Source organism: Paenibacillus sp. FSL K6-1330 (assembly GCF_037976825.1).
Classification (GTDB): domain Bacteria; phylum Bacillota; class Bacilli; order Paenibacillales; family Paenibacillaceae; genus Paenibacillus_AQ.
The window spans coordinates 2,960,410-2,984,149 of sequence record NZ_CP150269.1 but is presented as its reverse complement, the minus strand read 5'-3'; the positions used below and the strand labels follow the sequence as shown (position 1 = coordinate 2,984,149).

Here is a 23,740-nt window from a genome sequence, read left to right as displayed (position 1 = left end):
TTGACGACGACCCATGATTGAAAATACCCATCCCACGAAGAGGATGGGCTGTTTAACTATTGCAACCTAGTATTTAGCGCCTTCTCCATTATACTGCGATGACGCAGAATCCAGGCCGCACTCCGCGCCCTCCCAGGCAATCCCCCATAGAAGGCCTTCCGTTTCCGGCGTGACCTGTAACTCGATCGCTTCCTCTGCCGTTTCCCTTACGACCACTTCAACGATCATCTCAAAGAGGGCGGCCCTACTAGTTGGATCGAGGCCATATGCGTCAACCAATAAGCGGAGCTGCCTTGCACGAACCTCTGCATTTGGCAAACCAACCCTTTCAGCTACATCATCATCATGCAGCTGCGGAAATAGCCAACATACGCGGGCTAGTTCAAGAAACGGATGTACAGGGCCAGCGTATTCCCAGTCAATTAATGCAATCGGCCTCCCATCACGGGTAACCATATTCCAAGGGGCAATATCACCGTGGCTGTATACAACCCTGGTGTCACCCAGTTTACGCAGGAACCATGGCTTCCAGACAAGCCCGGGTTGGGGTTTAAATGTAGCAGAAGCGTCATGAAGCTGCCGTAATAATTGTCCTACTTCGATGATACCTTCGTCGCTCCAAGGCCCGGGATGAACAAATTCGCCTTCGATATAACTTAACATCTCTTGGCCTTTCTCATTACATCCTGAACCTATAATATCCGGAATCGATGTAAACCCTGATTGCCTCAAATGCCTCAACAAAGAGTGTACAGCCGGAGTCCAAGCTCCGGCGGGGCGGTACACAATCTGGCCCCGCCGTATAACCGACTTCTCGGGAGAGAGCATGACGTCTTCTCCCTGATTTAAGTTATTTTCCCAATTCATTTTAGTACGACTCCCTTCCAGAAGGGAATTACACGGGTTCATGGGGCTATGGATGCGAATCCCCTTCATATAATGATGCCCCGATGGATAAGTCCATGTCTTCCATCAACATCTCCTCCGTTCATTTCAGGTTGTTTCTAGCATATCATAAATGCACTTATACCATAAAACATAAAGTATAAGGCATAAGGCATATACCATACGATATACGAACAATATACGATATAACATAAAACATAAAACCAATAAACCGTAACCGTACGCCCCATTTTGCGGATATACATAAGGAGGACAGGCAGCAATCTGCCCATCCTCCTTATGGAATACTAATAAATTTATGATAATCAAAGTTTCATTTGTCCTGGCAGAGAGCTGGATTCTGATCCTGATATGAATCAGGAATTCTGGTTGGACCAGTCTTCGACGTTCCAGATCTTGGTCACCCAATCCTCATAAAACTCAGGTTCGTGGGAAACCAGCAGGATTGTGCCTTTATATTCTTTCAAAGCACGTCTTAGTTCTTCCTTAGCCACAACATCAAGGTGGTTCGTCGGTTCGTCAAACAGAATCCAATTGCTCTCGCGCATCAGAAGTTTACACAGACGGACCTTGGCTTGCTCTCCGCCGCTAAGTGCCTTCAATGGACGGGTAATATGCTCGTTTTTGAGCCCGCAGCGAGCAAGCGCTGCACGAACCTCGTGCTGGTTCAAGTGTGAGAATTCGTTCCACACATCATCAATCGGCGTAATATTCCCTGGACGTACTTCCTGCTCAAAATAAGCAGGCACCAGGAAATCCCCTTGATACGTCTTCCCGGAGAGCGCCGGGATTTTGCCTAATATGGTCTTCAGCAGCGTTGATTTACCTACGCCATTACAGCCAACAATGGCAATTTTCTCTCCTCGCTCGATCAGGATATTCATTTTGGGGAGCAACGGTCGATCATATCCGATCTCAAAATCGATCCCCTCGAATACCGTTTTACCACTAGCACGGGATTCCTTGAAGTTAAACACAGGTTTAGCTGCTTCCTCGGGGCGGTCAATCCGCTCCATACGATCCAGCTGCTTCTCCCGGCTTTTCGCTCGGCCAGAGGTGGAGTAACGGGCCTTGTTCCGCTGAATGAAGTCTTCCTGCTTCTTGATGAATTCCTGCTGCTTCTCGTAAGCATCAATATGCTGATTCTTATTGATATCGGCCATTTCCAGGAACTTCTCGTAGTTCGCTGTATAGCGAGTCAATTTTGCAAATTCCAAATGATAGATCACATCCACCACCTGGTTCATAAATTCCGTATCATGGGATATCAAGATGAAAGCATATGGGTATTGCTTCAAATATTGAGTGAGCCAATCAATATGCTCAACATCCAGATAGTTGGTGGGCTCGTCCAACAACAGTACATTGGGCTTCTCCAGAAGAAGCTTTGCAAGCAATACTTTAGTACGCTGTCCCCCACTTAATGTTGCTACATCGCGATCCAAGCCAATGACGGATAACCCAAGACCATTCGCCATCTCTTCAACCTTTACGTCCAACATGTAGAAATCCCCGATATCCAGCTGCTCCTGAATTTCACCCATTTGTTCGAGCAGCAGCTCCAACTCTTCGGGAGAAGCATCACTCATCTTATTGGTGATCTCCATCATTTCTTTTTCCAGCTCCAGCAGAGGCAGGAAGGCATCCTTCAACACATCACGAACCGTTTTGCCAGGTGTCAGTTTGGTGTGCTGATCCAGGTATCCGTACCGGATCTTCGGTGTCCACTCCACCTTGCCGCTGTCTTTTAACAGCTGCCCGGTCAAAATATTCATTAGTGTTGATTTGCCTACGCCGTTTGCTCCAACCAAACCAACATGTTCGCCTGCCAACAAACGAAAGGATACATTCTTAAATAGAGTACGTTCCCCGAAATTATGTGATACGTTCTCTACAGTCAATAAACTCATGGCTATAGTAACTCCTGTCTGTATAAAATGAACTTATTTCAAGTTAATTTAGCGAAATATACACAGTCAAGAGTTTATTGTATCACATCCTGGAGTCCGGCAGAAACCATAACTTTCAGAGATTATAGAACACCGGGATTAGAACAGCTTTTCTCCTGATAACCTGCTGCCGCTGCCTCCTTGGCACTCGGAAACACTTCTTCCACGCGATAGTTGTATTGGCAGACATCGCGATAATAATATTTGAGTCCCCTGCTATCCACACCTCCGAAATAAACCGGAGCTTTAACGAGTCTGCCGCCTCCAAGGGCATAGTTATTATAATACTGATCGCCCAGGGGAATACCTTGAATAAATGCCATCATACCGATATCATCAATCGTATTCACCCACTCTTCCTGGGATATCAACGGAAGCGCGAACGTATAGGATACTCCGTTTCGGAGCGCCACTTGGTTGTGCCGCTGTATGTAATAAGCCAGATGATCTTGAACGGTATTTACAATCGTGATCCGCCTAACTTGTTCAAACCTATCTTTATCTTCCAGCAAAGCTACACCCGTCCTGCCAGTCAGATCCTCCCGAAATCCAGAGTGCCAGATGGAGGAGCCTCCACCTGATTCATACACCTGAACGAAGGAATCCAATGTAAACCGGATGCTGTTGCCCCTGCCATCATTCCAGGCATAAGGGATTTTGGGTGTCCATCTGTGCTCCATGAGCTCCTCCCCATACGCGTCGGTGAAGGTTTGCGAAACATACATATAATACCCGTCATAATCCAGCACAACGATAGCAGGAATATACCACCACAGGGCAGTCTGCGCAGCCGGATCATCCGCGATTCCCATATTGATGTACAGCGTCTGAGAAAAGGACTCCAACGCTCGCTCTTTGTCCGCACGCATAAACTTTAAAGAATCATATGCCGACTCTTTGTCCTGGGTCTCATTATCGTTCAGCATCATCCCACCGTCTTGGACGGCTGTGCGCAGAGCTGCCGAGTATTTCATTTCTACGTACCGGACATCCTCCAGACTCTCGGCACGCATGCCCAGAATAATAAACATGGGGAAAAACACGGCGGTGAATACGATGGCAAGATCAGTAATCTTCATTCAGAACCAAGCCTCCGTATGGGAATGCGATTGCTGCTTTTCCACCTGAATTTGATCCGGTCAGCGCATCGAACATGATCAGTCCGGGTGTTCGATTCAGAGAACTGACACTTACCTGGAAGTGATCTCCGGCCGTTAAGCGGTATCGGCGTCTATCATCGTGTTTATCAACATTCGACTCCGGGAACAAATATCCCATAACATCTTCCTGATAGTAAGCATCATATACGACTGAATAACGATTCAGGAATGTACCAGGATCTGAAGGATCCCCATATTCCGGGTGGTACTTCTTGTGGTGGTGCTCCATCTCCACATTGTAAATGTTCCCGGTGGCTGCCAGCTCTTGCAGGAAGTCATTGTACATGATCGGAGTAATATACCCCTTCGTACGAACACTGTCCACGAATTTGGTGACGGATTGATAAACAACAAGTCGTGACAGATCATCCTGTCTTCTAGCCATCTCACCTGCGGGAACCAAGTACAGCAGAAGAAGTGCCAGAAAGGCAGCAAACCATTTCGAAACCGAGTTTGACATTGCTGTTACCTCACTTTAACAAACTGGATGCTTTCCACATCTCCATTGATTCTCCGAACGTATTCCGTAGCATAACGGGCGTTCATATCAATGATCGAGAGATCCAGCTCCTCCGGATTACGTCCTGATCGGAACAGTGCTCCATCTACATACATATTGAAGCCGCCTGCTTGAACCTCTCGCAGCGTGAATAATACTTCGCTCCCCTTATAAATGAGCTTCCTGTTCTCGTTCGTCATCTCTACGGTGATCACACCCGCATGCTGCTCCTGAGTCATTCTCCCTGCGGCTGATATACCGCCATCAACCATCGTCTGAATATGCAATGCATACAGGGCTGCGCCAAGAAATAATGCCACCCCTGCTGCCATTTCCAGCGCGCTTATCGTTTGTTCACGCAAGGCAATTCACCTTTCCATTCATAACTATTGATCAAACTTGATGCCTCTGATCACGTTGGAATCATCCTTAACGATGGTGGCCTTGAATTTCCCGCTTGGATTGACGTACTCCGGGCTTTTCTCATCCATAACGTGTTCGATATTTCCCTGTCTTGAATCCGGATTGGGAATCGAACCGTCCTTCTCCAACACATTGCCGTACCATTGCCCTGCTTTATTTTTGCCTGTTGCTATGAAAACGCCAAATTGATCCTTGTCCTTGTATTTGCGCAGTGCGTTTGTCACCTGAGAACCGCTGATGGTTGTTCCGTCATATACGGTAAATGCTGCCTGGGACAGCTCTGTCTGAATATCTGAAAAGTTGTTCTGAGCAGTTTTGGTTGCCTCCTGCGCCGAGATAAACAAAATAACAACAATGGTAATCAGAGCAATGGTCAGAAATATACCTGCTGCAACCTTTAAAGCGGATGATGCATTATTCATTGAAATCTCCCTCATTCTTTTATTTATTTTTTAAATCTACTGATCTAATTCCAGTTGACCCATCCTCGTGTCGTTATAATCGTTGAATTTGCTCATAGTACGTTTCCATCTGGGAGAAACTCATGCCGATTAGCGGAATGACAAGATACATAAAGATCAGCGCATACATCGGAGTAAAACCGATCATTCGCCCCCATGCGGCCTTCGTGTCGATCATCGCTTCATATTCCTGCTTGCGCTGCTCGAAACTGAATATCATTTCTCCATCGAGATCATCAAAAACATCCTTGATCGGTACTTTATCCACCGCAAGCAGCAGCTTGTCCACGAGCCGCTGAAATTCAGGAAACCAGACGTCTTCCTTCAACTCCAGCAAAGCCAACTGTGCGCCATGTTCGTAATGAAGCAAGCTTTTTTGAATGGGAATCTTAAAAATAACGGCAAACCGATTAAGCCATTCTAATATGCCCTCAACCGAGATTCGCTCCATTCCACGCAATATAGAGATGACCGTCTGAAATTGATAAATTTCATGCCGCATTTCCATATTGCGAACTTTCCGGTGAAAATGCAGCAGCCATAATGGCGCCGCATATGCAGCCACACCTGCCAGAAAGGATAGGAGCAACTCCCACCATTTCAAATACTCGCTATCATAGCGCTGCAGTTTAGTCATAATTCGATCGGTTGTGATTTCAACTTGTTCTTTGGTCAATCCAATAGGGTCTGTCTCACTGACCATCTGTTTGATCTGATCATCAGTTACATCCGGCGACATATGCAATTGTTCCATTAGCAGCCGATCACGCTCAACCGTTTCTTCTGCCTGCCGACGCTCGATCTCATTCATCTGGCCGAACAGGGAATGGTTCAGGGAAACGGGGACATACAGCAGATGATGTTTTGCCTGCACATGCAGGCCTGCTGCCAGCGACAACGACAGGAAGAAAGCCAGGAGGAAAAACGTCACCCTTCTGATATAGAGCCATTCGAACTTGATTCTCGCGTTGCTTTCCTTTAGTAACCGTATCTGCCTGTCATATTTCACCGTACCGGGTGTCGGAGCCATCACCTTCACAAGCCAGCGCATAACAGGAATTCGGTACATCCTTTCTTCCAAGGTCATTTTCTGAACCTGAGCGCGGTAATCCGTTTCTCGATTTTGCTGGAGCTTCTGAAGCAAGATATAAGAAATGAGAATAATGACATAAATGGATATCTTGGTCATATACCCAAGCTTGCTCATATAAAACACATCCATCGATGGAAAACTGCTTCTGGCCCAGCGTTCAATCGGTTTGGTGAAAAAGACCGGCGCCAACGCAATCACATTCAAGCCCTTCATTAAATAATCCAGCTTGTCTCTGCGCAATATTTCCAATTGGATCTCCTTGGTCAATCCGCTTAGTCCATGCAGATAGATTGAGCCTTGTTTTCTCGCATGATCGCCAAACTCCATGACCAGATGTGAAATACCCGCAAACGCTTTAAGATATCGGTTCGGCGCTACCTCATAATACCTCTCCAACTCGTCATCAGGATCGTGGGATACCAAAGCATTGTAGATCCGATGGGCATGCATAGAGATTTCATGTCCAGAAGTCTCCGCCCCCTCGTACAAAGCTTCCTCTACCATTCCATGCTGCTGATAGTGATGACGGACGGAGGAGAACAATTCAACCGATTGGATAAGTATTTTTCGTTCCAGTCGGTTAATGAACATCTCAATGAGCATATTGTTAATAACCGTTGCTACGAGAATAACAATGATAATAAACCCCAAGTCCGGATGACTCCATATAAGAAGCATGGCGGTTAACCCGATCGTGCCGGTTATCGCCAAGGCTAGCCTCACTGTTTCAAACCGGAGTGATATTTCGTCGTAAGGATGCATGATCGCGATCCGCTGTCTGATCCGTTTAAGATAGGCTTTGATTAGCGGGAGCTTCATCCCATACATATAGGCCAATTGAAACCATTGCCGGTACATCCCCCGCAAGGATCTCACCTCGCCCGCATCCACCTTGACGGGAGTTACCTCACGATCCCCTCGTCTCCTGTTCATCCACGACATGATACCGAATGTGATGGAAAACAGTGCCAGAGATATGATTAAAATCAGTATTAACACATCTTTAGAGGTCACTTTTGTTCCCCCCAACCCGAAGCCAGAAACACTCTGAATTCTTCGGCATCTTCCGGATGCATCTGCTCGGACATTTCACGAACACTGCTTTCGGATAACTTGGCGGCAGCGATATAGGCACCGTCCCGGTATTCAATTACATTACGGGATACGAAATAACTTAATTCGTTCAATCTCCGCATATGTTCTGCACTTAGCTGAAAATACTCCTCCATGCTGCTCTTCCAGCGTTTTTCCGAAGTTCCCTCGAATGGTGGCAGGGATCCCTTCTCAACCGGGATGCACTCTGTAATACGCTCTATGTAACGGTTACCGTCAGCGTCTCTTCTAAGATGAATATCAAAGTTGATCACGCTGACCACCTGCTGCTCAGCAATATGCTCTTGCCTGAAAACGCCGCTCTTGAGCAAGGAGTTGCGCAAGGATTGTACAAGGTCTTTGAATGTCTTGGCATGATGGGTAAACACGGTAAACAAACTTGCCACTTGAGACATCTGTATCATCCATGACGCAACCTCGTCACTGGCAACCTCACCAAGAATATTAACGGTACCGTCCGTTTTCTTCTGCAGATCCAGACCTGCCTGCCCACTAATATGCTCGGTTTCCCTGAAGCTGAGAATATTCCTGCGGCTGTAGATTTTCCTTAAATGCAGCTCAAAGGCCATCTCCTGAACCCGAAGAGTATAAGACGCATAAATATGACCCACCATCGCCATGAGCAGCGTTGTTTTTCCGGATCCCTGAGCACCGGTGATTGCCGTAATCCGGCTGCCTTTCATTAAATACCTCAACAAACCGATCACCAATTCGGAGCCGTTTCCCGTAATTAACTGATCCAGCGAAGCCTTGGGCAGATCAAACTTGCGGACAAAGAACGCCCAGGACTCGGCAAATGGGGGCCGGACCACAACGACCCTGGAGCCATCCTTCATTTCATTCACTTTATAACCGCTAGCTTCTGAAAGCTGCCCAGGATGATTGTATTTGTATATGTTTTGACATACCCTCTTAAGTTCCAGCATCGAACCAAATGATAAAAAAGCTAGATGCAGCGACACCCCTCGATAAAAAATCCACACACTCTCACAGCCTGTTGCTGGCGATTCGGGATGCGAAAAACTTAGCCCCAAAAACTCATCCTCGGAGTGAAAAATATCCTGCCCGCTGTCACGATTAACAGGAATGCCACTAACGCCGCCACTGATCCCGTCAATCCGTTGATCCCTGATTTCATCCACAACGGAAAAGCCTTTGTACTGCTGATATATGCGCTGAACGACGATGTCCAGCTTCTCCGGAAACAAGAGCGGACGCTGCTCTGACTCATAGATATATGCGATGTCTTCCGCGGTAACCGCATAGACGCTGCCCTCTCCATAACCTGGAATCACGCGCGGCTCTGCTAGATCATACGTTTCAAGAAGTACGGATAGAGCATCCTCTCCGTGCCTCTGCTTATACAGGTATAATATGATCTCGAATTGATCCTGGGCTGTTAACTCGGTCAGGTTTTCGAACGGAATGGCTGCATGAATGTTGGACTCGTTCAAACCTAGGTCTCTTACCAGGAGCTGCTTTAAAAAATCCTTTACATACGCCTTATCCAGCACATCTCCGGAAACGCAGCCCTTGAGGGCACTTCTCAATTCGCTTCGCTTGTTCAGCCTGCGGCGATACTCCTCTTCGTGCAACCCTAAATCAGACAACTGACTGTGCGTCAGCTGATGAAGGCTTTCTTTAACAAACGCAGTCATAGCTTCAAGAGAATAGGGGTCCGATCCCCGCGAAATCGTAGCCACCGGTTTTCGGGTATCCAAATAACGCAGATATACAAACAGCAATACAAACAAAATCATGACGATGATCCATATCGTATTCAAGGAATTACCCAAGAGCATGCAGGCCTCCCAGTTTCGAACCGCCAGCAGGAAGACCAAGCTGTTCAGCCACGGCATCCGCCAGATTACGAACCGCATTATACAGTGAGCTCATGCGTTTCAGGTCAGCGCCTCCCCGGCTTCGCTGCATGTAGGGCATAACTGAGCGCATATTCCATGCATCCGTCATTCCGGAACAATACGGAACACCGAGTACCGTCGTCTTGATGCCAAAGCGGCGCTTGATATTTTGCAGTGTACAATGGCTATCCCGGTCGTATTTGCCGACGATATACAAGCATGCCTTGTCACTCACTTCTGGAGGCAACCTCTCCTGTTCAATCGCACTCTCCAGGATATGTAAATTCTGATTCAAACCAACTACGATTAAGTCAGCCGCTTGAAGTATCGCCCGATCTGCCGCACCAGGAACTCCATTTCCTGCATCGGCTACCCTGATGTCGTAACTTCGCTTGGAGGACTCCATAACTCTGGTCATAAGTTCTGCCTGTTTCCTGTCCTCCGCATTTCCTGTTGTATGTATAGCATCGGCAGACATCGGTTTCGGTCCACATAAAAGATCGAGCCGATCAGACAGGAGCGGCAAGGTATAATTGCGTACATTCTCTGGGCTCAGACGCCCGCTTGCACGAAGCCGTTCCAAGGCATCCATTCCGGTATCTTGAAATGCCGTCATATAATCTAATGCTTCCTGTTTATAGGTAAAGGCTTGCTCCACTCGTTCCCCTGCATGTCCACCATGGGCGAGGAGCACTTTAACCTGATATTCAAGCGCCAATACGATAGGTAAGCTCGAAGCCAACATCGTACTGCCACTGCCGCTCTTCAAGGGACTCCATACAGCAATCAGACTCATGCATGCCTCCTTCCTGCTTGCCGAAGCGCCCGGCGAATATGCCGCTGCTCCATTTCCGTTAAAAGGCGGAGAAGTTCGGTAAGCGATCGTTTATACTGTCTGGACAATGGCTTGATGCCCAATCTTCCTGCATGTTCATTTTTTATTTTCAAGGCGAAAAACAATTCATCCCATGGCATTTTCACGGGAGGACCCAGCCACTGAATCCGGCTGTCTTCCAGATAGCCTTCAATGTAGGTTTCATCCATCAAATCTTCAATGACCTGAACATATACCCGGTGGAACGGCGGTAGCGGAGCATCTGTTCTTGAAGCTCTCAGTTCATCAAGCAAGGCCGTACTCTTACGCAGTCCTGTTACCTCAAACCCGCTAACCCAAACATGGGCATCTGCTGTATCCCACTGCATCTTGTCCAGGAATTCCGTCTTCTCCACGTCCATGACGATATAGTCATATTTCTTCTCGTCTGTTTCCTCCAAATAGTCCATCAGCGACGTATAGTTCTCAAATCCGGTTGCCACGTCGAATCCGGCAAACTCCATAACCGGCAGCTGTGGATGTATCACGCCTATGCAATGTTTGTACTTCGCATCAATCGCACCATCCACGAGCAGTACTCTATTGTCTCCATTGGCTAATATTTTGCACATAAAGAGAAGCATGTCGCTCTTATCACAGATGCCTGTAAATATCCACGTCTTCACTTTGATTACACTCCTTCACATACCATCTGTTCTTCGGGGTTCGCCTTGTCTTACTAAGGACTTGAGAATATCAACTCCGCTTCTTGTAATTCCCTATCACTGCTATTCTGGGATTCTGGCGAGCCGGATGATCCCAAAATCTGCTCTGCTTCTGAATCCCGCTCTTCACGAAGCGGAGTCCCTGTATTTGTCTCATCGTCAGAACGGATGTCAGCGTTATTCCATTCCGTATCCGTTGAAGATTTTGCTTGGGGGCTTATGTTGGACGCAGGACTCCAGTAGTCCGGACTCCTTGCACCGCTAGCAAAGATCGAGTTATGATGCATGTCAGATACCTGAGCCTGCTGATTCGGTTGAAGCTTCTTTAAATCCTCTTCCAGCGTGTTTCGCAGCGTAACCTCGAAAAACTTCTCAGCTTTCTTCACAATATTCGGGTTGCTTGTAATCAGCTTCGTTACTTCAGCGTTCGGAGGATAGTTAGGAATCGCTCTATCTTGCAGCTCCGGCTCTACATAGGTGAGTGCATAAAGCGTTGCATCATGCAGATAAGCATCCACCAAAGCGCTGGAAAGCAATAAAATCTCCTGTTCGCTTAACGTCGTCCAGAACGCCGGATTTTGAAGCTTGTCGATCTTCTTTTTGGATAAAATGATATAATCCTGTCCGGTAGGAAATTGAACCCTTACATCGATCACATCCCCTTGGCGTAAATTGCTTGGCAGATATACGGACTTCATCTCCCGATGACGGAGATCAGACGGTGTCGGCTCTTCTTCAAAGAGCATCGAGCGGGTAATCGGTGTTCCCTGCAGCAGCTCGATCTTAGCCCCCTTCCCTGCGATCTCTTCCTTGACCGAGAACAGATTGCCGGAAGAACCGTCATCAGGCAAACGCACTTCCTTAATATCCTTTGCATCTATGAAATGACCAGGCGGAATATCTTTTAACGGAACCCATGCAACCTTCATTGAATTGAGCTGCTGCAGCTGTGTCTCTTCAAGCTCCGTGATTCGCTGCTCGTATTTAGTACGCTCTACATTCTGCTGCTCTTTATAACCGTGCACATAATACATCATTGTACCAGCACATACGGCACCCGTTACGGCTGCGCCGGCAAGTCCAGCAAATATCAGTTTGCGGCTGCGCCTCCTGATAATCGGCATTGCTTCATCTCCTTCAGTTCAAATGCGGTTAATTCTTTAGAAACCTGAATCTTCGCTTCCTTTCTGCCGGCGGCAAGTAGTCCTGAAATAACTGTGCAAATGCCTCCCTGCTGCTGTCCGGTACTTCAAACGGATCCAATTGCAGGGGTAAAGAATAAACTTTATTCGTTCCTAGCGTTCTTCTCATTTCTTGAATTGTTTCTTCTCCTGCAAGAGGCAGTGCATAGATCCTTGCCGCCTGTGGGTGTCTTAACAGCATCCGGGCCAGCGTCACCACATCATGCTGTCGCCACTCCGCTCCTGATCCGATAACGATAGGCAGATCAGCCCGAAGGAACTCCTCAAGCCGTTCGCTGTCCCGGTATGCTCCCAAATCCAACACAACTGCATCGTAGCTGCCTCCGAGCAGCGAAATAACTTCCGTTCTGGCCGTTTGCCGCCAGAAATGAATCCCGTTGATTTCGAATTTTCGGATAGATCCCAGCTTCCCGCCCTCGGCAATTTCCTGAATCCGGGTAAAGGCGGTGGATTTTGCGCTCATTTCCACGATCGCTACCTTCCCGTACCTTGATGCCAAGTAATGACCAAATGCGATACAGCTATGCGTTGTTCCTACACCGGACGATGTCCCCAATACGGCCGTCACAAGCGTCCCGGCTAGCGTGTTGGACTGAACACCCGCAATATTCGCAGTAATCGACTGCTGCCTGTTTAGTGCTGAACGAACCTCTACTGTGGATTGATATCGGTGCTCCGGAGCATACTGCAGCAGCTTTCGGATAACGGGCACAAGCTCTCTTGGTAAATCGCCACGAATATGTCGCTCCACGCCCGTTATCCATTCACTGAATTTGCCTCCGGTTGAGAGATAAAGCAGAAGCGCACCAAGTCCATACAGGTCCGATCTCGCATCGCTTTGCCTTCCTCCGTATTGCTCCGGCGCTGCAAATCCAACCGTGCCTAGCTTGACCGTATCCTCGCCACTCTCCTGTTTATAACTTCTCGCGATTCCAAAATCGATGAGTCTAACCTCCAGCTGATCGGTCAGCATAATGTTCGATGGCTTTAAATCTCGGAATATAACCTGAGGTTCGTGATTATGGAGATACTCCAGAACATCCAGCAATTGCTCGATCAGTTCCATAATGAAGTCCGGATTCACATTTCCCCGATATCCTCGGAAGTACTTCTCCAATGTCATGCCCTGAATATAATCCATAACTAAATAGGTGTAGCCGGTATCCTGAACATGAAAAAAATCGACAATACGGGGCAGCCGCGGGTGACTGAGTTTAATCAGAAGCTGTGCCTCATCCTGAACGGCGCGCTGCATACCGGGTTCAGACAAGCTCTCTTTCACTGCCCATTTCTTCCCGGGCAGTTTCTGATCCTCGGCTAGATATACACAGCTCATGCCCCCTTCACCAATCACGCGGTCAATCACGTAACGCTCGCCCAACACTTCCCCATGTACCAATCTGCAAGGCTGATTCATGTCAACGCCCTCTCCTCTGACTTACAAGCACAACAAAAAAAAGGAAAGCACTCCGCCTCATCACTGAATTGTGATGAATAGCGGGATGCTTTCCCTAATGTTGTCGTTGGTTAATTTTGGAATCATTATAGAACAAGTTACATTCACTTGTAAAGACTTTTTTAATACTTAATCATATATAGCGTAATCTCGTCCCGATTATGGAACAGCTGCTTCGCTCCCTGAATCTGCATTCTGGACTCTTCAAACACCGACATGATTTCTTTTACCAGCGCCATCGGTTTCTTAGTCAGCAGCTTCACCGTAATGACAGCAGTACCTCCCGTTTGAAGGCTGTGCAGCAGCCCGGTCACCATTCTGGCCATTTGTTTAGGACTCCAGCTCATATCACACACCAACAAGTCAAACTCAGAATCTCTAAATGATACGTCCGCTGCATTCTTGTGAATCACGCGGAGGTTTTTATGACCATCGAGTGATGGATGCATTTTTGCCGGATCAACTGCCGTAACTTGCAGGCCGCGCTCCAATAGAAAGGATGTCCATCCGCCAGGCGCTGCTCCGATATCAACTGCCTTGCGGAAGGAATCAAACGGAATCCCGAACTGTTTCTCCGCCTCAAGGAGCTTGAATTTGGCTCTTGAGATTTGTCCCTCTTCCCGTTGAAAGCGGACGGCGCCTCCGTTCCAATCCGACAGGTTGTCCTCCGGCCGCGACACGCCAACATACCAGACGCTGTCAGCAGCGAATAGTGAAATAATCCACTCCGGTGCCTGAACCGTGTATTCAATTTCTAGCGCAGTCAAGCGATGCTGTAATTCATCTCGAAGCGCCGCCGGGTTTTCCTTCCACGAGCTGTTCTCCGTCTTTCGGATCTGGATGGATACGCGGCTGCTGCCGATCTCCTCCTGCTTCATGACATGCTCAACGACCGCATGCAATGACTCGGCAGCGGTATCGGCCGCTACCTCCAGATGTACCGGAAACAAATGCCGCAGAAAAATTGGCGGGGAAGACGTAATTAGCCGCTTCGCCTCCTCTTCGGAACTGCCGAGTGTCGCCAAAAACACCTCGCCCGGCATCATCATCGTGCTCTTTAAACTGCCAAACATCCGGCGCAGCTCTTCTTGGGCGTAGGGAGCAAAACCATGGTTTGCTGTGCATACCCACTTGCTGTGAAAATCCCGGTGATTTTGCTTCTGTTCCTCATGCTCTTGCATCACATTTAATTCATCCAAACGGATTAACCTCCAGAAATAACTTTGATCCAGGGACGTCCGCCATCCCATTCCAGCTGAGCGTCGATATCATAAGTTTGTTTGATAAGTACATGGTTTAATACTTCTTCTTTTGTTCCCGCACCCGTTAAGCGGCCGTCTTTCATGAGCGCCACATGAGTAAATAAAGGGACAATCTCCTCGATATGATGCGTGACGTACACAACCGTAATTTCGCGCTGCCTCAGGTTGTGAATCTCCTGCAGCATCTTCTCCCGTTCATACAAATCCAGGCCGGCACAAGGCTCATCCATAATCAGAATCTTCGGATCGGCCATGAGGGAGCGTGCCAACATCACCTTTTTCCGTTCACCTTGGGACAATGTCCCGAGAGGCTGCTCCGCCAGATGGCCGAAATTCATTTCGTTCAGCAGGGAATAGGCTAGATTCCTGGCCTCTTCCGGAATGTCCTGGTAGAAGCGCAAAAAGGCATACGCCCCTGTTGCCACAACCTCCCAGACTGGGTCGCTCAGGGTCAATTTCTCTAATAATGACTGGCTAATATAGCCAATGGACTTCCGGGCCTCCCGAACGTCGCATTGTCCGTAAACATGACCCAGGACCTCAACACGCCCACGGGAAGGAAACATATATCCTGTCATCATTTCCAGCAGCGTCGTTTTGCCTGATCCATTCCTGCCCAAAATGGCCCAGTTCTGTCCCGGCTTCATCTCGATACTAACATCATCCAGAATATGACGGCTCCCTCTGACGAGCGACACATGCTGTAACGAAATCACGGCCTCACACTCCTAACAAAACTTACGATATCCTGCACGGAACCCATCCGGTACAGCACCTCCGGCGCGGCGAGGGGACTCGACTGAATAGCCAGCAATGCAGGAACGCTGCGAATTTGATACCGTTCCACAATGCCCGGTAGAAAGTTAACATCGGCTTCGAGCAGCTGTACATCCGGCACCACATGTTCCACAATGTCGATCATCTTACGCGCAGCGGCACATGTGCCGCAAAATGGCGTATGTAAAAATACGATGACAGGCTCTGCATTCGCATCTCGTTTCGTCAGGCGCTCGTGCCATTCAAGCCTCTCTGTCAATTCACGCTGTGTAACCTCAATCATCTTGAACCCTGGGCGACTTCCCGCAGAACGGATTCCGGCATCGGCCCATTGTGAACCTGGACGCTTTCCGGCATGTGCTCATAGAGCAGCTCATACATTTTTCTTCTGCCCGACGGGCTTGAGGTATGCAAGTATATTTCCCTGGCCTGCAGGTTTTCGGCGATCATGGCTGCAACCACCTCGCCGCCGTTCATCTGGCCGTGCCCCAATTCAAAATCAAGCGACAGAACATCCACTTCGCATTCACGGAGCATCAACAAGCACTCTTCCCCGTTTCGAGCCAGCGCAAATCCTTTCGGATTGGGGCGCCAGTCGTCTAAATACAGATGAATCATTTTACTCTCTCCCTTAATCAGGACCAGGACAGCACCTTAGCGATGTCTTCCCGATGTGTGCCGTCAGCCCCTTTTTCACTTTCCAGAACAAATGCCTTGCCCGCAAGTTCCGGTGCCAGAACCAAACGCTTCAAGGCTTCTGTGCCTATCATACCTTGTCCGATGCGGGCGTGGCGATCTTTTCTTGAACCGGCCCCATATTTCGAATCGTTCAGATGAACGGCAACGGTGGATTCCCAATAGGCTAGCTCCTTGCCTCTGGCAAGGAGCTCATCCGTATTCGAAATGTCCCAGCCTCCGGCAGCAAACAAGTGGCAGGTATCCAGGCAAAAGCCTATTTTTTCCGGATCATCAGCAAGCTGTCTAACCTTCACACTCTCTTCAAGCGTCATCCCCATGGACCCATGGTCTCCCGCCTGATTCTCGATCAGCAGCTTGGCCCTTCCCGTCCAGGAAGCCAACACATCATTCAAACAGCGAATAATATTCTGATACCCTTCAAGGATATCCTGGCTCTTGAGATGCCCAAAATGAACCACAATACCCAGCGATCCGCAAGCCTCGGCAATCATGAGATCATTCTTAAGGGAATCTACGGTCAACTGGTAAAACTCTTCTCCCCGCGTTAAGCCAACCGCCATATTCGTCGGATATGGTGTGTGCGCGATCGAAACGAGTCCTTGTTCCTGACAAAACTTTGAGCATGCGGCGGCATTGCGGACATCCGGCGTCTTCAAATGAAGACTGCGCGGATTTTTCGGGAAATACTGATAGGCGAGTGAACCGATGCCGGCTGCGTGCTGAGCTGCTGCGAGAAATCCGCCTCGTGTGCTGACATGACTTCCAATCCGGACTTTAGACTTCATGCTGACAATTTGGACAAAAGAACACTTTGCGCGAGGTATGCTCCGCCTTCACGATCGGCGTGCCGCAGCGAACACAGGGCTCTCCTTCGCGATCGTAAACTTTACACTCGTCGTTATAAGCTCCCGTCAGAGTATCCCCTTCCTGAAACGGCATTTCCATATATCCGCCGCCATCCGTCGCCTCGTGCATCACTTTAACGGCACTCTCGTATAACTGCTCTAAAGACTGCTCCGATAAATCCTGAATTTTGGACAGCGGGTGAATGTGAGCATCAAAGGCAATCTCATCCGCATAACAGTTGCCAATTCCGGCGACAACCTGCTGATTAACCAGCGTTGTTTTTAAAGCGCCCCGCCGTTTTCCAATCCGTTCAACGAAGCGCGCTTTGGTCATTCGCCGATCCAGAAGTTCAGGACCAAGCTCTTTAAGCGCATTTTCCGTTTCTCTGGCTGTTAAGAAATGCAAGTAACCCAGACGCAAACCGATAAAATACAGCACCTGTTCACCAAATGTGATCTCGACCTGGGTTGACCTTGAGGGACGCTCCTCATCCCTATGCCCTAAATACAAAATGCCGCCCAGCATGAGGTGAAGCAGCAATCTGCCTCCGTTATGCAGATGGAATATGAGGTGTTTGCCTCTACGCTCCACAAAAATGACCTTGCTTCCCTTTAACTCGGAAGTAAACTCGTCAACCGTCACATTCAGTGATTTTTCACGGTTCACGACAACATTCGTGATCGGCACATTCAAAATGCTCTGCGATAACAATCTTCGGTAATTTTCCATTTCCGGCAGTTCCGGCATCATTCATCTTCCCTTTCGTCAATCACAAAAGTTAATGTACACTTTCGCTCATTATGAGCACAGCAGGTTTATCACTTCGCTCAAATCTCGGCAAATAAAGTCCGGTGTGACACCCGTGGCTTCCATATGTGCCTCCATATTCAGATCGGTCGTGATTCCGGTCATAACGAGCACCGTCTTACAGCCGGCATGCGCGCCGGCCGCGATATCCGTACGTATATTATCTCCGATTACATAAGTGTCCTCCGGGGCCAAACCGAGACGATCCGAAGCAAATTTCATTAAAATCGAGGACGGCTTTCCGATGACCGTCGGTTTCACTCCGGAAGCGGCTTCGATCGCAGCACCCAGCGAACCTGCACCTGGCATCAAGCCGGTATCTGATGGAAGCTGCAAATCCGGATTGGTCAATATCGACACGGCTCCCTCCTGAATCCAGCGAACGGCACGGGTTAACTTCTCGTAATCGAACGAACGGTCGATTCCTTGAATCACATATTTAGGGGACTGCTCCACGATATTTAGACCCGCAGACAAGAGGGCTTCACGGAGCCCCACTTCTCCCAGCATCGCCACTTTGGCACCCGGTGACTTCTCCGCGATATATTTAGCTGCAGCCAGGGAAGAGGTGCAGACTTCCTCCGGCAAGGCAGGTATCCCCATCTCCAGCAGATGCGCCGCAACCTGCTCGGGTGTTCGTGATGAATTATTCGTTACATACAGAAACGGAATCTGCAATTCCTTCAGCCGTTCGATGAGAAGGTCTGCCCCCTCAATTCGATAACGGCCATGATAAAGCGTTCCATCCAGGTCAATCAGTAATCCTTTTGGTTTTGGTTTTTCCATGAATTGATAGCACCTTCTTTATTTCTTTCCTTCACGCCATAAATGATTCATCGGCTAAAGTATGAGCTTTCTCGGCATCGCTGTGATCGTCATTCATCGTCATATATCGGTATAAATATGTATAACCTCGGTTCATACACTACCCTGAAGCATACTTACGTAGAAACCCCAGTTAGTATTATTGTAAAGAAGGCTACTTCCGGTTGCAAGGCTCATGGCTAGTACTTCAGCCCGGGAGCTAATCAGTCGAAAGAAATCGAAGAGTGTCCAAGCATTAGTGATTATCAACCGGTTTGTCATTTCCTGCGCTTTCCCGGAAAATAATTCACTCCATCACTCGATATTTCCCTGTAAATAGCAGCAGCTCTATTGGCTTATGATTTGCGCTGGATTGGGTACAATCCGAAATCCTCTGCCAAGCGTGTATTCTCAAAAATCTCCTGCGCTTCCTTGAGCAGCGGCTGCAAATGCTCCATATCCTTATACCGGGAGCTAAAATGGGTCAGGAACAGCGTTCTTACTCCAGCCCGTTTCGCTGCTTCCGCCGCCTGTTTAGCCGTACTGTGATAGTATTCGTGCGCGAGCTCCGACAGATCCTCCATGAAAGTGGCTTCATGGACCAAAAGATCGGCGTCTTTGGCCAGAGTCTCCACTCCAGGGCATGGCCTTGTATCCCCGAGGATCGTGACCACTCTCCCTTTTTTCGGTGTCAGGAGCACCTCAGAGGCATGAATCCATCGGCCGTCGCCGAGTTCTACGCTTTCCCCTCTTTTCAGTTTGCCATAAAGCGGCCCTGGCTTAAGTCCATAGTCCGCCAACCGTTTCAGGTCCAGGCTGCCGGGAAGATCCTTCTCCACGATACGGTAGCCATAACTCTCGGCCCTGTGATCCAGCTTTGCCGATTCCACGAGGAAGTTATCGTCCTCAAACAGCACGCCTCCGGTATGTTCAATGACCTCCATCGTATAAGGAACGCGCGATTGGCTAATGTTCAGCGCAGTTTCAATGAAGGCCTTAATACCAGGGGGGCCATATATCGTCAGGGGTGAAGTTACCCCTTGGGCACCGCGGCTGGACAGCAAACCCGGTAAACCGAATACATGATCACCATGCATATGGGTGATGAATACCTTTTCAAGCTTGGACAGCTTGAGCGGGGACTTCAATATTTGATGCTGCGTACCTTCTCCACAATCAAACAGCCACAGACTTCTTCGTTCTTCCAGCATACGCAGTGCAATCGAGGTTACGTTACGCTGCAGCGTAGGAACCCCCGCATTTGTTCCTAGAAAATAGAGTTCCATCCCTCTTCTCCCCTTTCGGTTGTAAACCGGAGAAATCCCCCGAAACATTCGGAGGATTTCAAACCGGCTGTACCGGTATTCAAATGTTAAGCTTTATCTACGTTAAAATAATGAGCTTCCGGATGACTGAACACCATGGCGGATACCGATGCCTCAGGTTCCATCATGAAACCTTCGGTAAGATGAACGCCAATATCTTCTGGCTGCATCAATTTAAATAACGGTTCCTGATCCTCCAGATCCGGACAGGCCGGATACCCGAAAGATACGCGAATGCCTTGGTATCTCGCACCCAAGCGCTGTTTCATCGTCATGTCTGCCGGATCGGGGTATCCCCACGAATCCCGCATCATATGGTGAATCCGCTCCGCCAGCCCTTCTGCCGTTTCCAGTGCGACCGATTGAAGCGCGTGGGAGCGCAAATAGTCACCCTTGTCCTTCCATTCCCCGGACAATTTTCCGACGCCATGGCCGGCTGTAACGACAAGGAACCCAACGTAATCCATAACCCCGCTATCTATGGATTTCAGGAAATCCGCCAAGCACAGGTACGGCTCAACCTGTTGTCTTGGAAACGTAAAGGTATGCAATACTTTTGTTGTATCTTTTGGATCGTATATGAGAATATCATTTCCTCTTGACTGTGCCGGGAAGAAACGGTACATTGCGTGCGCCTGTATGATCCCCGATTGAACGGCCTCTTCCAGAATACCATCAACGGTTTCCTTAAGCGATACCGCCTTCGGGTCATTGGCTTTCAGCAGCTGTTCCACTGAGCCTTTCAGGCCTAAATGATGTCCTAACAGCATCTGCATGTTGATATAAGGCAGAATGTGCGAAATCGGATAATTCCGGAGCACATGCCGCTCCATATCCGGCGGTAAATATACAGGAGCATCGGTCGAAATTTTGGATCGCAGTCCTTCTGACAGCTTCGGCATCACTTTAACCACTTGCGGAGCGGCAGCATCAGCTTCCTGCTCTGCCTTAATCTCTTCCGCTATTCTCGTCCGCTGCACCGGATCGCTGAGCTGGTTGGCCAACGCAAGACCATCCATGGCGTCCTTGGCATAGAGCACCATGCCGTCATACTCGGGACGAATGCGGGTCTTCGTGAATTTCCGTGTCAGAGCCGCCCCCCCTACCATGATCGGAACGCTAATGCCTGCGTTTTTCAAATCCTGGGCGGTGGATACCATCTGTTGGGCCGACTTCACCAGCAAACCGGACAAGCCGATGGCATCAGGCTGCTCACGGCGGTATGCCTCGATAATTTGCTCCGGTGGTACTTTTATACCCAAATTAATGATTTGATAACCATTGTTGGACAAGATGATCTCCACCAGATTTTTACCGATATCGTGCACGTCCCCCTTCACGGTGGCAAGCATGATTTTCCCTTTGACCGACGTCTCGTTTTTCTCCATAAAGGATTCCAGATACGCTACGGAGGCCTTCATTACTTCGGCACTTTGCAGCACCTCCGCGACAATCAGTTCATTGTTGTTGAACAAACGTCCAACCTCGGTCATCCCGGCCATCAGTGGTCCATTAATGATCTCGAGCGCGCCATATTTGGTCAATGCTATATCTAAGTCCGGAATGAGGCCTTCCTTAGAACCTTCCACTACATAGGATGCTAGTCGCTCCTCGAGTGTCAGATTGGATACCTTAACCTTCTTCTCTATCTTTTTATCCCGGAATGCCGCGACAAAAGCCGCCAACGTCTCATCATTGGTTCTGTAAATCAGATCCTCGGCCAGGCGACGCTCTTCTTCGGGAATGGATGCATAACGCTCCAGCTTCTCGGTATTTACGATTGCGTAGTCCAATCCGGCTTTTGTGCACTCATACAGATACACGGAGTTCAGGACTTCACGGCCCGCTTCCGGCAATCCGAAGGAAACGTTACTGATTCCGAGAATCGTATGCACTTTTGGCATGGCTTCTTTTATTATGCGGATGCCTTCAATCGTTTCCTTGGCTGATCCGATATACTGCTCGTCCCCTGTACCTACCGGGAATACAAGCGTGTCGAAAATAATGTCCTCCGGCGAAACGCCATATTTGTTGACCAACAGATCATAAGAACGCTGGGCCACCTTCAGCTTGTCGTCACGATGGATTGCCTGACCGGTCTCATCAATGGTTCCTACGACAACCGCGGCACCGTATTTATGCACCAACGGGATCACATGCTCAAATTTCTCTTCACCGTCTTCAAGGTTAATGGAGTTAATAATCGCTTTCCCTTGCGAATATTGCAGCGCCAGGTCAATAACAGCCGGATCCGTGGTATCGATCATGAGCGGCACTTTAACCTTTTTAACTACTAGCTCCAGGAACTTAATCATGTCTTCCGATTCTTCACGATCCGGATCCTGTACGCAAACATCAATGACATGCGCACCATTCTTGACCTGGGCACGAGCGATCTCGGAGGCTTCCTCATATTTACCTTCTACAATTAAACGCTTAAACTTTCTGGAACCCAGAACATTCGTTCTCTCCCCTACCATATAAGGTCGGTTTTCCTGCTCAATATATACCGGCTCGATACCGGATAATGCCGGCAAATGCCCACCATCCAGCGGTCGCGGGGAGAAGCCATCCATCGTTTGTTTTAAAGCGCGAATATGGTCGGGTGTTGTCCCACAGCATCCGCCGGCGATGTTGAGCCAGCCTTTTTCAGCAAAAGCCCCCATCTTTTGAGCCAACGATTCAGGGGATTCATGGTACTGCCCGTTCTCGTCTGGGAGACCCGCGTTAGGATAACAGCTGATGGCACTTCTCGACATTTCGGATAAGGAGCGAATATGGTCACGCATGAATTCCGGGCCCGTTGCACAGTTAAGGCCAATCGATACGGGATTCAGATGCTCCAAAGAAATGTAGAATGCTTCTATATTTTGTCCGGCCAGCGTCGTTCCCATCGGTTCGATCGTACCGGATATCATAATTGGAAGCGTGACGCCCGTTTTATCAAACGCTTGGCGAATCCCAATGCTCCCGGCCTTCACGTTTAATGTATCCTGCGATGTTTCGAGCAGAAGCGCATCAACCCCGCCTTCAATCAAAGCAACGGCTTGCTCCTCGTAGCTCTCGATCAATTCGGCAAAGGTCACACCACCGGTAACCGATAACGTCTTGGTTGTCGGACCCATGGCTCCTACCACATAGCGCGGGTTGTCCGGCGTGGAATATTTTTCAACCGCTGCGCGGGCCAAGTGAGCCGCTTTCAGGTTGATTTCCCGGGCAAGCTCAGGAATATCGTATTCAGCAAGCACAACGGAGGTTGCGCCAAACGTATTGGTTTCGATCAGGTCAGCACCTGCTTCAAGATATTGTTCATGTATTTTTTGAATGACATCCGGTCGATGAATGACCAGCATTTCATTACAGCCATCAAGGTCCGGGCCGCCAAAATCTTCAGCTGAGAGGTCCTCCTGCTGGATCATTGTGCCCATGGCACCATCAAGAATTAATATTCGTTCTTTAAGTACTTCTTGTAAGCTAGGCTTGTTCAACTCATAAACCTCCCCCGAAAACGTTAAATCTTAGTGTATCAGAATATTTTTCAATAGAAAAGCCGAAAT

At 48.7% G+C, this 23,740-nt stretch carries 21 protein-coding genes; all 21 read right to left on the bottom strand.

Features of this window, described 5'->3' with window-relative positions:
* Positions 1–66 precede the first annotated feature (66 nt).
* A complete protein-coding gene (locus NYE54_RS13600; protein ID WP_339272404.1) occupies positions 67–867 on the bottom strand; it encodes an aminoglycoside phosphotransferase family protein in 801 nt (266 codons plus the stop codon).
* Between the two features lie 395 nt (positions 868–1,262).
* A complete protein-coding gene (locus NYE54_RS13595) occupies positions 1,263–2,816 on the bottom strand; it encodes an ABC-F family ATP-binding cassette domain-containing protein (protein WP_076321167.1) in 1,554 nt (517 codons plus the stop codon).
* A 122-nt stretch (positions 2,817–2,938) separates the two neighbouring features.
* Entirely contained in the window at positions 2,939–3,934 is a 996-nt protein-coding gene (locus tag NYE54_RS13590) for a hypothetical protein (RefSeq protein ID WP_339272402.1), read from the bottom strand.
* Positions 3,921–4,475 (bottom strand): hypothetical protein, encoded by a 555-nt coding sequence (locus tag NYE54_RS13585; RefSeq protein ID WP_339272400.1) that lies wholly within the window; start codon positions 4,473–4,475, stop codon positions 3,921–3,923. The genes NYE54_RS13590 and NYE54_RS13585 overlap by 14 nt, the downstream gene beginning before the upstream one ends.
* Before the next feature lie 5 nt (positions 4,476–4,480).
* On the bottom strand, positions 4,481–4,876 hold the full coding sequence (locus NYE54_RS13580) for a hypothetical protein (RefSeq protein WP_339272398.1): 396 nt from the start codon (positions 4,874–4,876) through the stop codon (positions 4,481–4,483).
* A gap of 24 nt (positions 4,877–4,900) precedes the next feature.
* Positions 4,901–5,359 (bottom strand): ABC transporter permease, encoded by a 459-nt coding sequence (locus NYE54_RS13575; RefSeq protein ID WP_076321164.1) that lies wholly within the window; start codon positions 5,357–5,359, stop codon positions 4,901–4,903.
* A 73-nt stretch (positions 5,360–5,432) separates the two neighbouring features.
* Positions 5,433–7,505: a hypothetical protein gene (locus NYE54_RS13570; protein WP_339272396.1), complete on the bottom strand. Its 2,073-nt coding sequence runs from the start codon at positions 7,503–7,505 to the stop codon at positions 5,433–5,435.
* Entirely contained in the window at positions 7,502–9,406 is a 1,905-nt protein-coding gene (locus NYE54_RS13565; RefSeq protein WP_339273491.1) for an ATPase, T2SS/T4P/T4SS family, read from the bottom strand. The genes NYE54_RS13570 and NYE54_RS13565 overlap by 4 nt, the downstream gene beginning before the upstream one ends.
* Positions 9,393–10,262 (bottom strand): hypothetical protein, encoded by an 870-nt coding sequence (locus NYE54_RS13560; protein ID WP_339272394.1) that lies wholly within the window; start codon positions 10,260–10,262, stop codon positions 9,393–9,395. Before NYE54_RS13560 ends, NYE54_RS13565 begins: the two co-directional genes overlap by 14 nt.
* Positions 10,259–10,966, bottom strand: a complete 708-nt coding sequence (locus NYE54_RS13555) for a hypothetical protein (RefSeq protein WP_339272392.1) — start codon at positions 10,964–10,966, stop codon at positions 10,259–10,261. The genes NYE54_RS13560 and NYE54_RS13555 overlap by 4 nt, the downstream gene beginning before the upstream one ends.
* A 53-nt stretch (positions 10,967–11,019) precedes the next feature.
* Complete coding sequence (locus tag NYE54_RS13550) at positions 11,020–12,129, bottom strand: SAF domain-containing protein (protein ID WP_339272391.1); 1,110 nt, start codon at positions 12,127–12,129, stop codon at positions 11,020–11,022.
* Between the two features lie 28 nt (positions 12,130–12,157).
* Positions 12,158–13,624, bottom strand: a complete 1,467-nt coding sequence (locus NYE54_RS13545; RefSeq protein WP_339272390.1) for a serine/threonine-protein kinase — start codon at positions 13,622–13,624, stop codon at positions 12,158–12,160.
* 161 nt (positions 13,625–13,785) lie between these two features.
* Entirely contained in the window at positions 13,786–14,862 is a 1,077-nt protein-coding gene (locus NYE54_RS13540) for an SAM-dependent methyltransferase (protein ID WP_339272388.1), read from the bottom strand.
* 5 nt (positions 14,863–14,867) lie between these two features.
* Positions 14,868–15,641, bottom strand: coding sequence for an ATP-binding cassette domain-containing protein (locus NYE54_RS13535; RefSeq protein WP_339272386.1), 774 nt, complete (start codon positions 15,639–15,641; stop codon positions 14,868–14,870).
* Positions 15,638–15,985 carry a thioredoxin family protein gene (locus NYE54_RS13530; RefSeq protein ID WP_339272384.1) on the bottom strand — a complete coding sequence of 116 codons (348 nt, stop codon included), beginning with the start codon at positions 15,983–15,985 and terminating at the stop codon, positions 15,638–15,640. The genes NYE54_RS13535 and NYE54_RS13530 overlap by 4 nt, the downstream gene beginning before the upstream one ends.
* On the bottom strand, positions 15,982–16,320 hold the full coding sequence (locus NYE54_RS13525) for a cyclic-phosphate processing receiver domain-containing protein (protein WP_339272382.1): 339 nt from the start codon (positions 16,318–16,320) through the stop codon (positions 15,982–15,984). Before NYE54_RS13525 ends, NYE54_RS13530 begins: the two co-directional genes overlap by 4 nt.
* Positions 16,321–16,337: 17 nt before the next feature.
* Positions 16,338–17,186, bottom strand: coding sequence for a deoxyribonuclease IV (locus NYE54_RS13520; protein WP_076321154.1), 849 nt, complete (start codon positions 17,184–17,186; stop codon positions 16,338–16,340).
* Positions 17,176–17,994, bottom strand: a complete 819-nt coding sequence (gene mutM / locus NYE54_RS13515) for a DNA-formamidopyrimidine glycosylase (RefSeq protein WP_076321153.1) — start codon at positions 17,992–17,994, stop codon at positions 17,176–17,178. The genes NYE54_RS13520 and mutM overlap by 11 nt, the downstream gene beginning before the upstream one ends.
* 51 nt (positions 17,995–18,045) lie before the next feature.
* Positions 18,046–18,840 carry a TIGR01457 family HAD-type hydrolase gene (locus NYE54_RS13510; protein WP_339272380.1) on the bottom strand — a complete coding sequence of 265 codons (795 nt, stop codon included), beginning with the start codon at positions 18,838–18,840 and terminating at the stop codon, positions 18,046–18,048.
* Positions 18,841–19,214: 374 nt separating this feature from the next.
* Positions 19,215–20,144, bottom strand: a complete 930-nt coding sequence (rnz, locus tag NYE54_RS13505) for a ribonuclease Z (RefSeq protein ID WP_339272378.1) — start codon at positions 20,142–20,144, stop codon at positions 19,215–19,217.
* An 86-nt stretch (positions 20,145–20,230) separates the two neighbouring features.
* Positions 20,231–23,671 (bottom strand): methionine synthase, encoded by a 3,441-nt coding sequence (metH, locus tag NYE54_RS13500; protein WP_339272376.1) that lies wholly within the window; start codon positions 23,669–23,671, stop codon positions 20,231–20,233.
* Positions 23,672–23,740: the final 69 nt, after the last annotated feature.

Coding starts and splice junctions, on each gene's coding strand:
- NYE54_RS13585 (WP_339272400.1), bottom strand. CDS start 4,475: ATGTCAAACTCGGTTTCGAAATGGTTTGCTGCCTTTCTGGCACTTCTT.
- NYE54_RS13595 (WP_076321167.1), bottom strand. CDS start 2,816: ATGAGTTTATTGACTGTAGAGAACGTATCACATAATTTCGGGGAACGT.
- NYE54_RS13600 (WP_339272404.1), bottom strand. CDS start 867: ATGAATTGGGAAAATAACTTAAATCAGGGAGAAGACGTCATGCTCTCT.
- NYE54_RS13560 (WP_339272394.1), bottom strand. CDS start 10,262: ATGAGTCTGATTGCTGTATGGAGTCCCTTGAAGAGCGGCAGTGGCAGT.
- NYE54_RS13520 (WP_076321154.1), bottom strand. CDS start 17,186: ATGAAGTCTAAAGTCCGGATTGGAAGTCATGTCAGCACACGAGGCGGA.
- NYE54_RS13550 (WP_339272391.1), bottom strand. CDS start 12,129: ATGCCGATTATCAGGAGGCGCAGCCGCAAACTGATATTTGCTGGACTT.
- NYE54_RS13530 (WP_339272384.1), bottom strand. CDS start 15,985: ATGATTGAGGTTACACAGCGTGAATTGACAGAGAGGCTTGAATGGCAC.
- NYE54_RS13590 (WP_339272402.1), bottom strand. CDS start 3,934: ATGAAGATTACTGATCTTGCCATCGTATTCACCGCCGTGTTTTTCCCC.
- mutM (WP_076321153.1), bottom strand. CDS start 17,994: ATGCCGGAACTGCCGGAAATGGAAAATTACCGAAGATTGTTATCGCAG.
- NYE54_RS13525 (WP_339272382.1), bottom strand. CDS start 16,320: ATGATTCATCTGTATTTAGACGACTGGCGCCCCAATCCGAAAGGATTT.
- rnz (WP_339272378.1), bottom strand. CDS start 20,144: ATGGAACTCTATTTTCTAGGAACAAATGCGGGGGTTCCTACGCTGCAG.
- NYE54_RS13575 (WP_076321164.1), bottom strand. CDS start 5,359: ATGAATAATGCATCATCCGCTTTAAAGGTTGCAGCAGGTATATTTCTG.
- NYE54_RS13565 (WP_339273491.1), bottom strand. CDS start 9,406: ATGCTCTTGGGTAATTCCTTGAATACGATATGGATCATCGTCATGATT.
- NYE54_RS13510 (WP_339272380.1), bottom strand. CDS start 18,840: ATGGAAAAACCAAAACCAAAAGGATTACTGATTGACCTGGATGGAACG.
- NYE54_RS13545 (WP_339272390.1), bottom strand. CDS start 13,624: ATGAATCAGCCTTGCAGATTGGTACATGGGGAAGTGTTGGGCGAGCGT.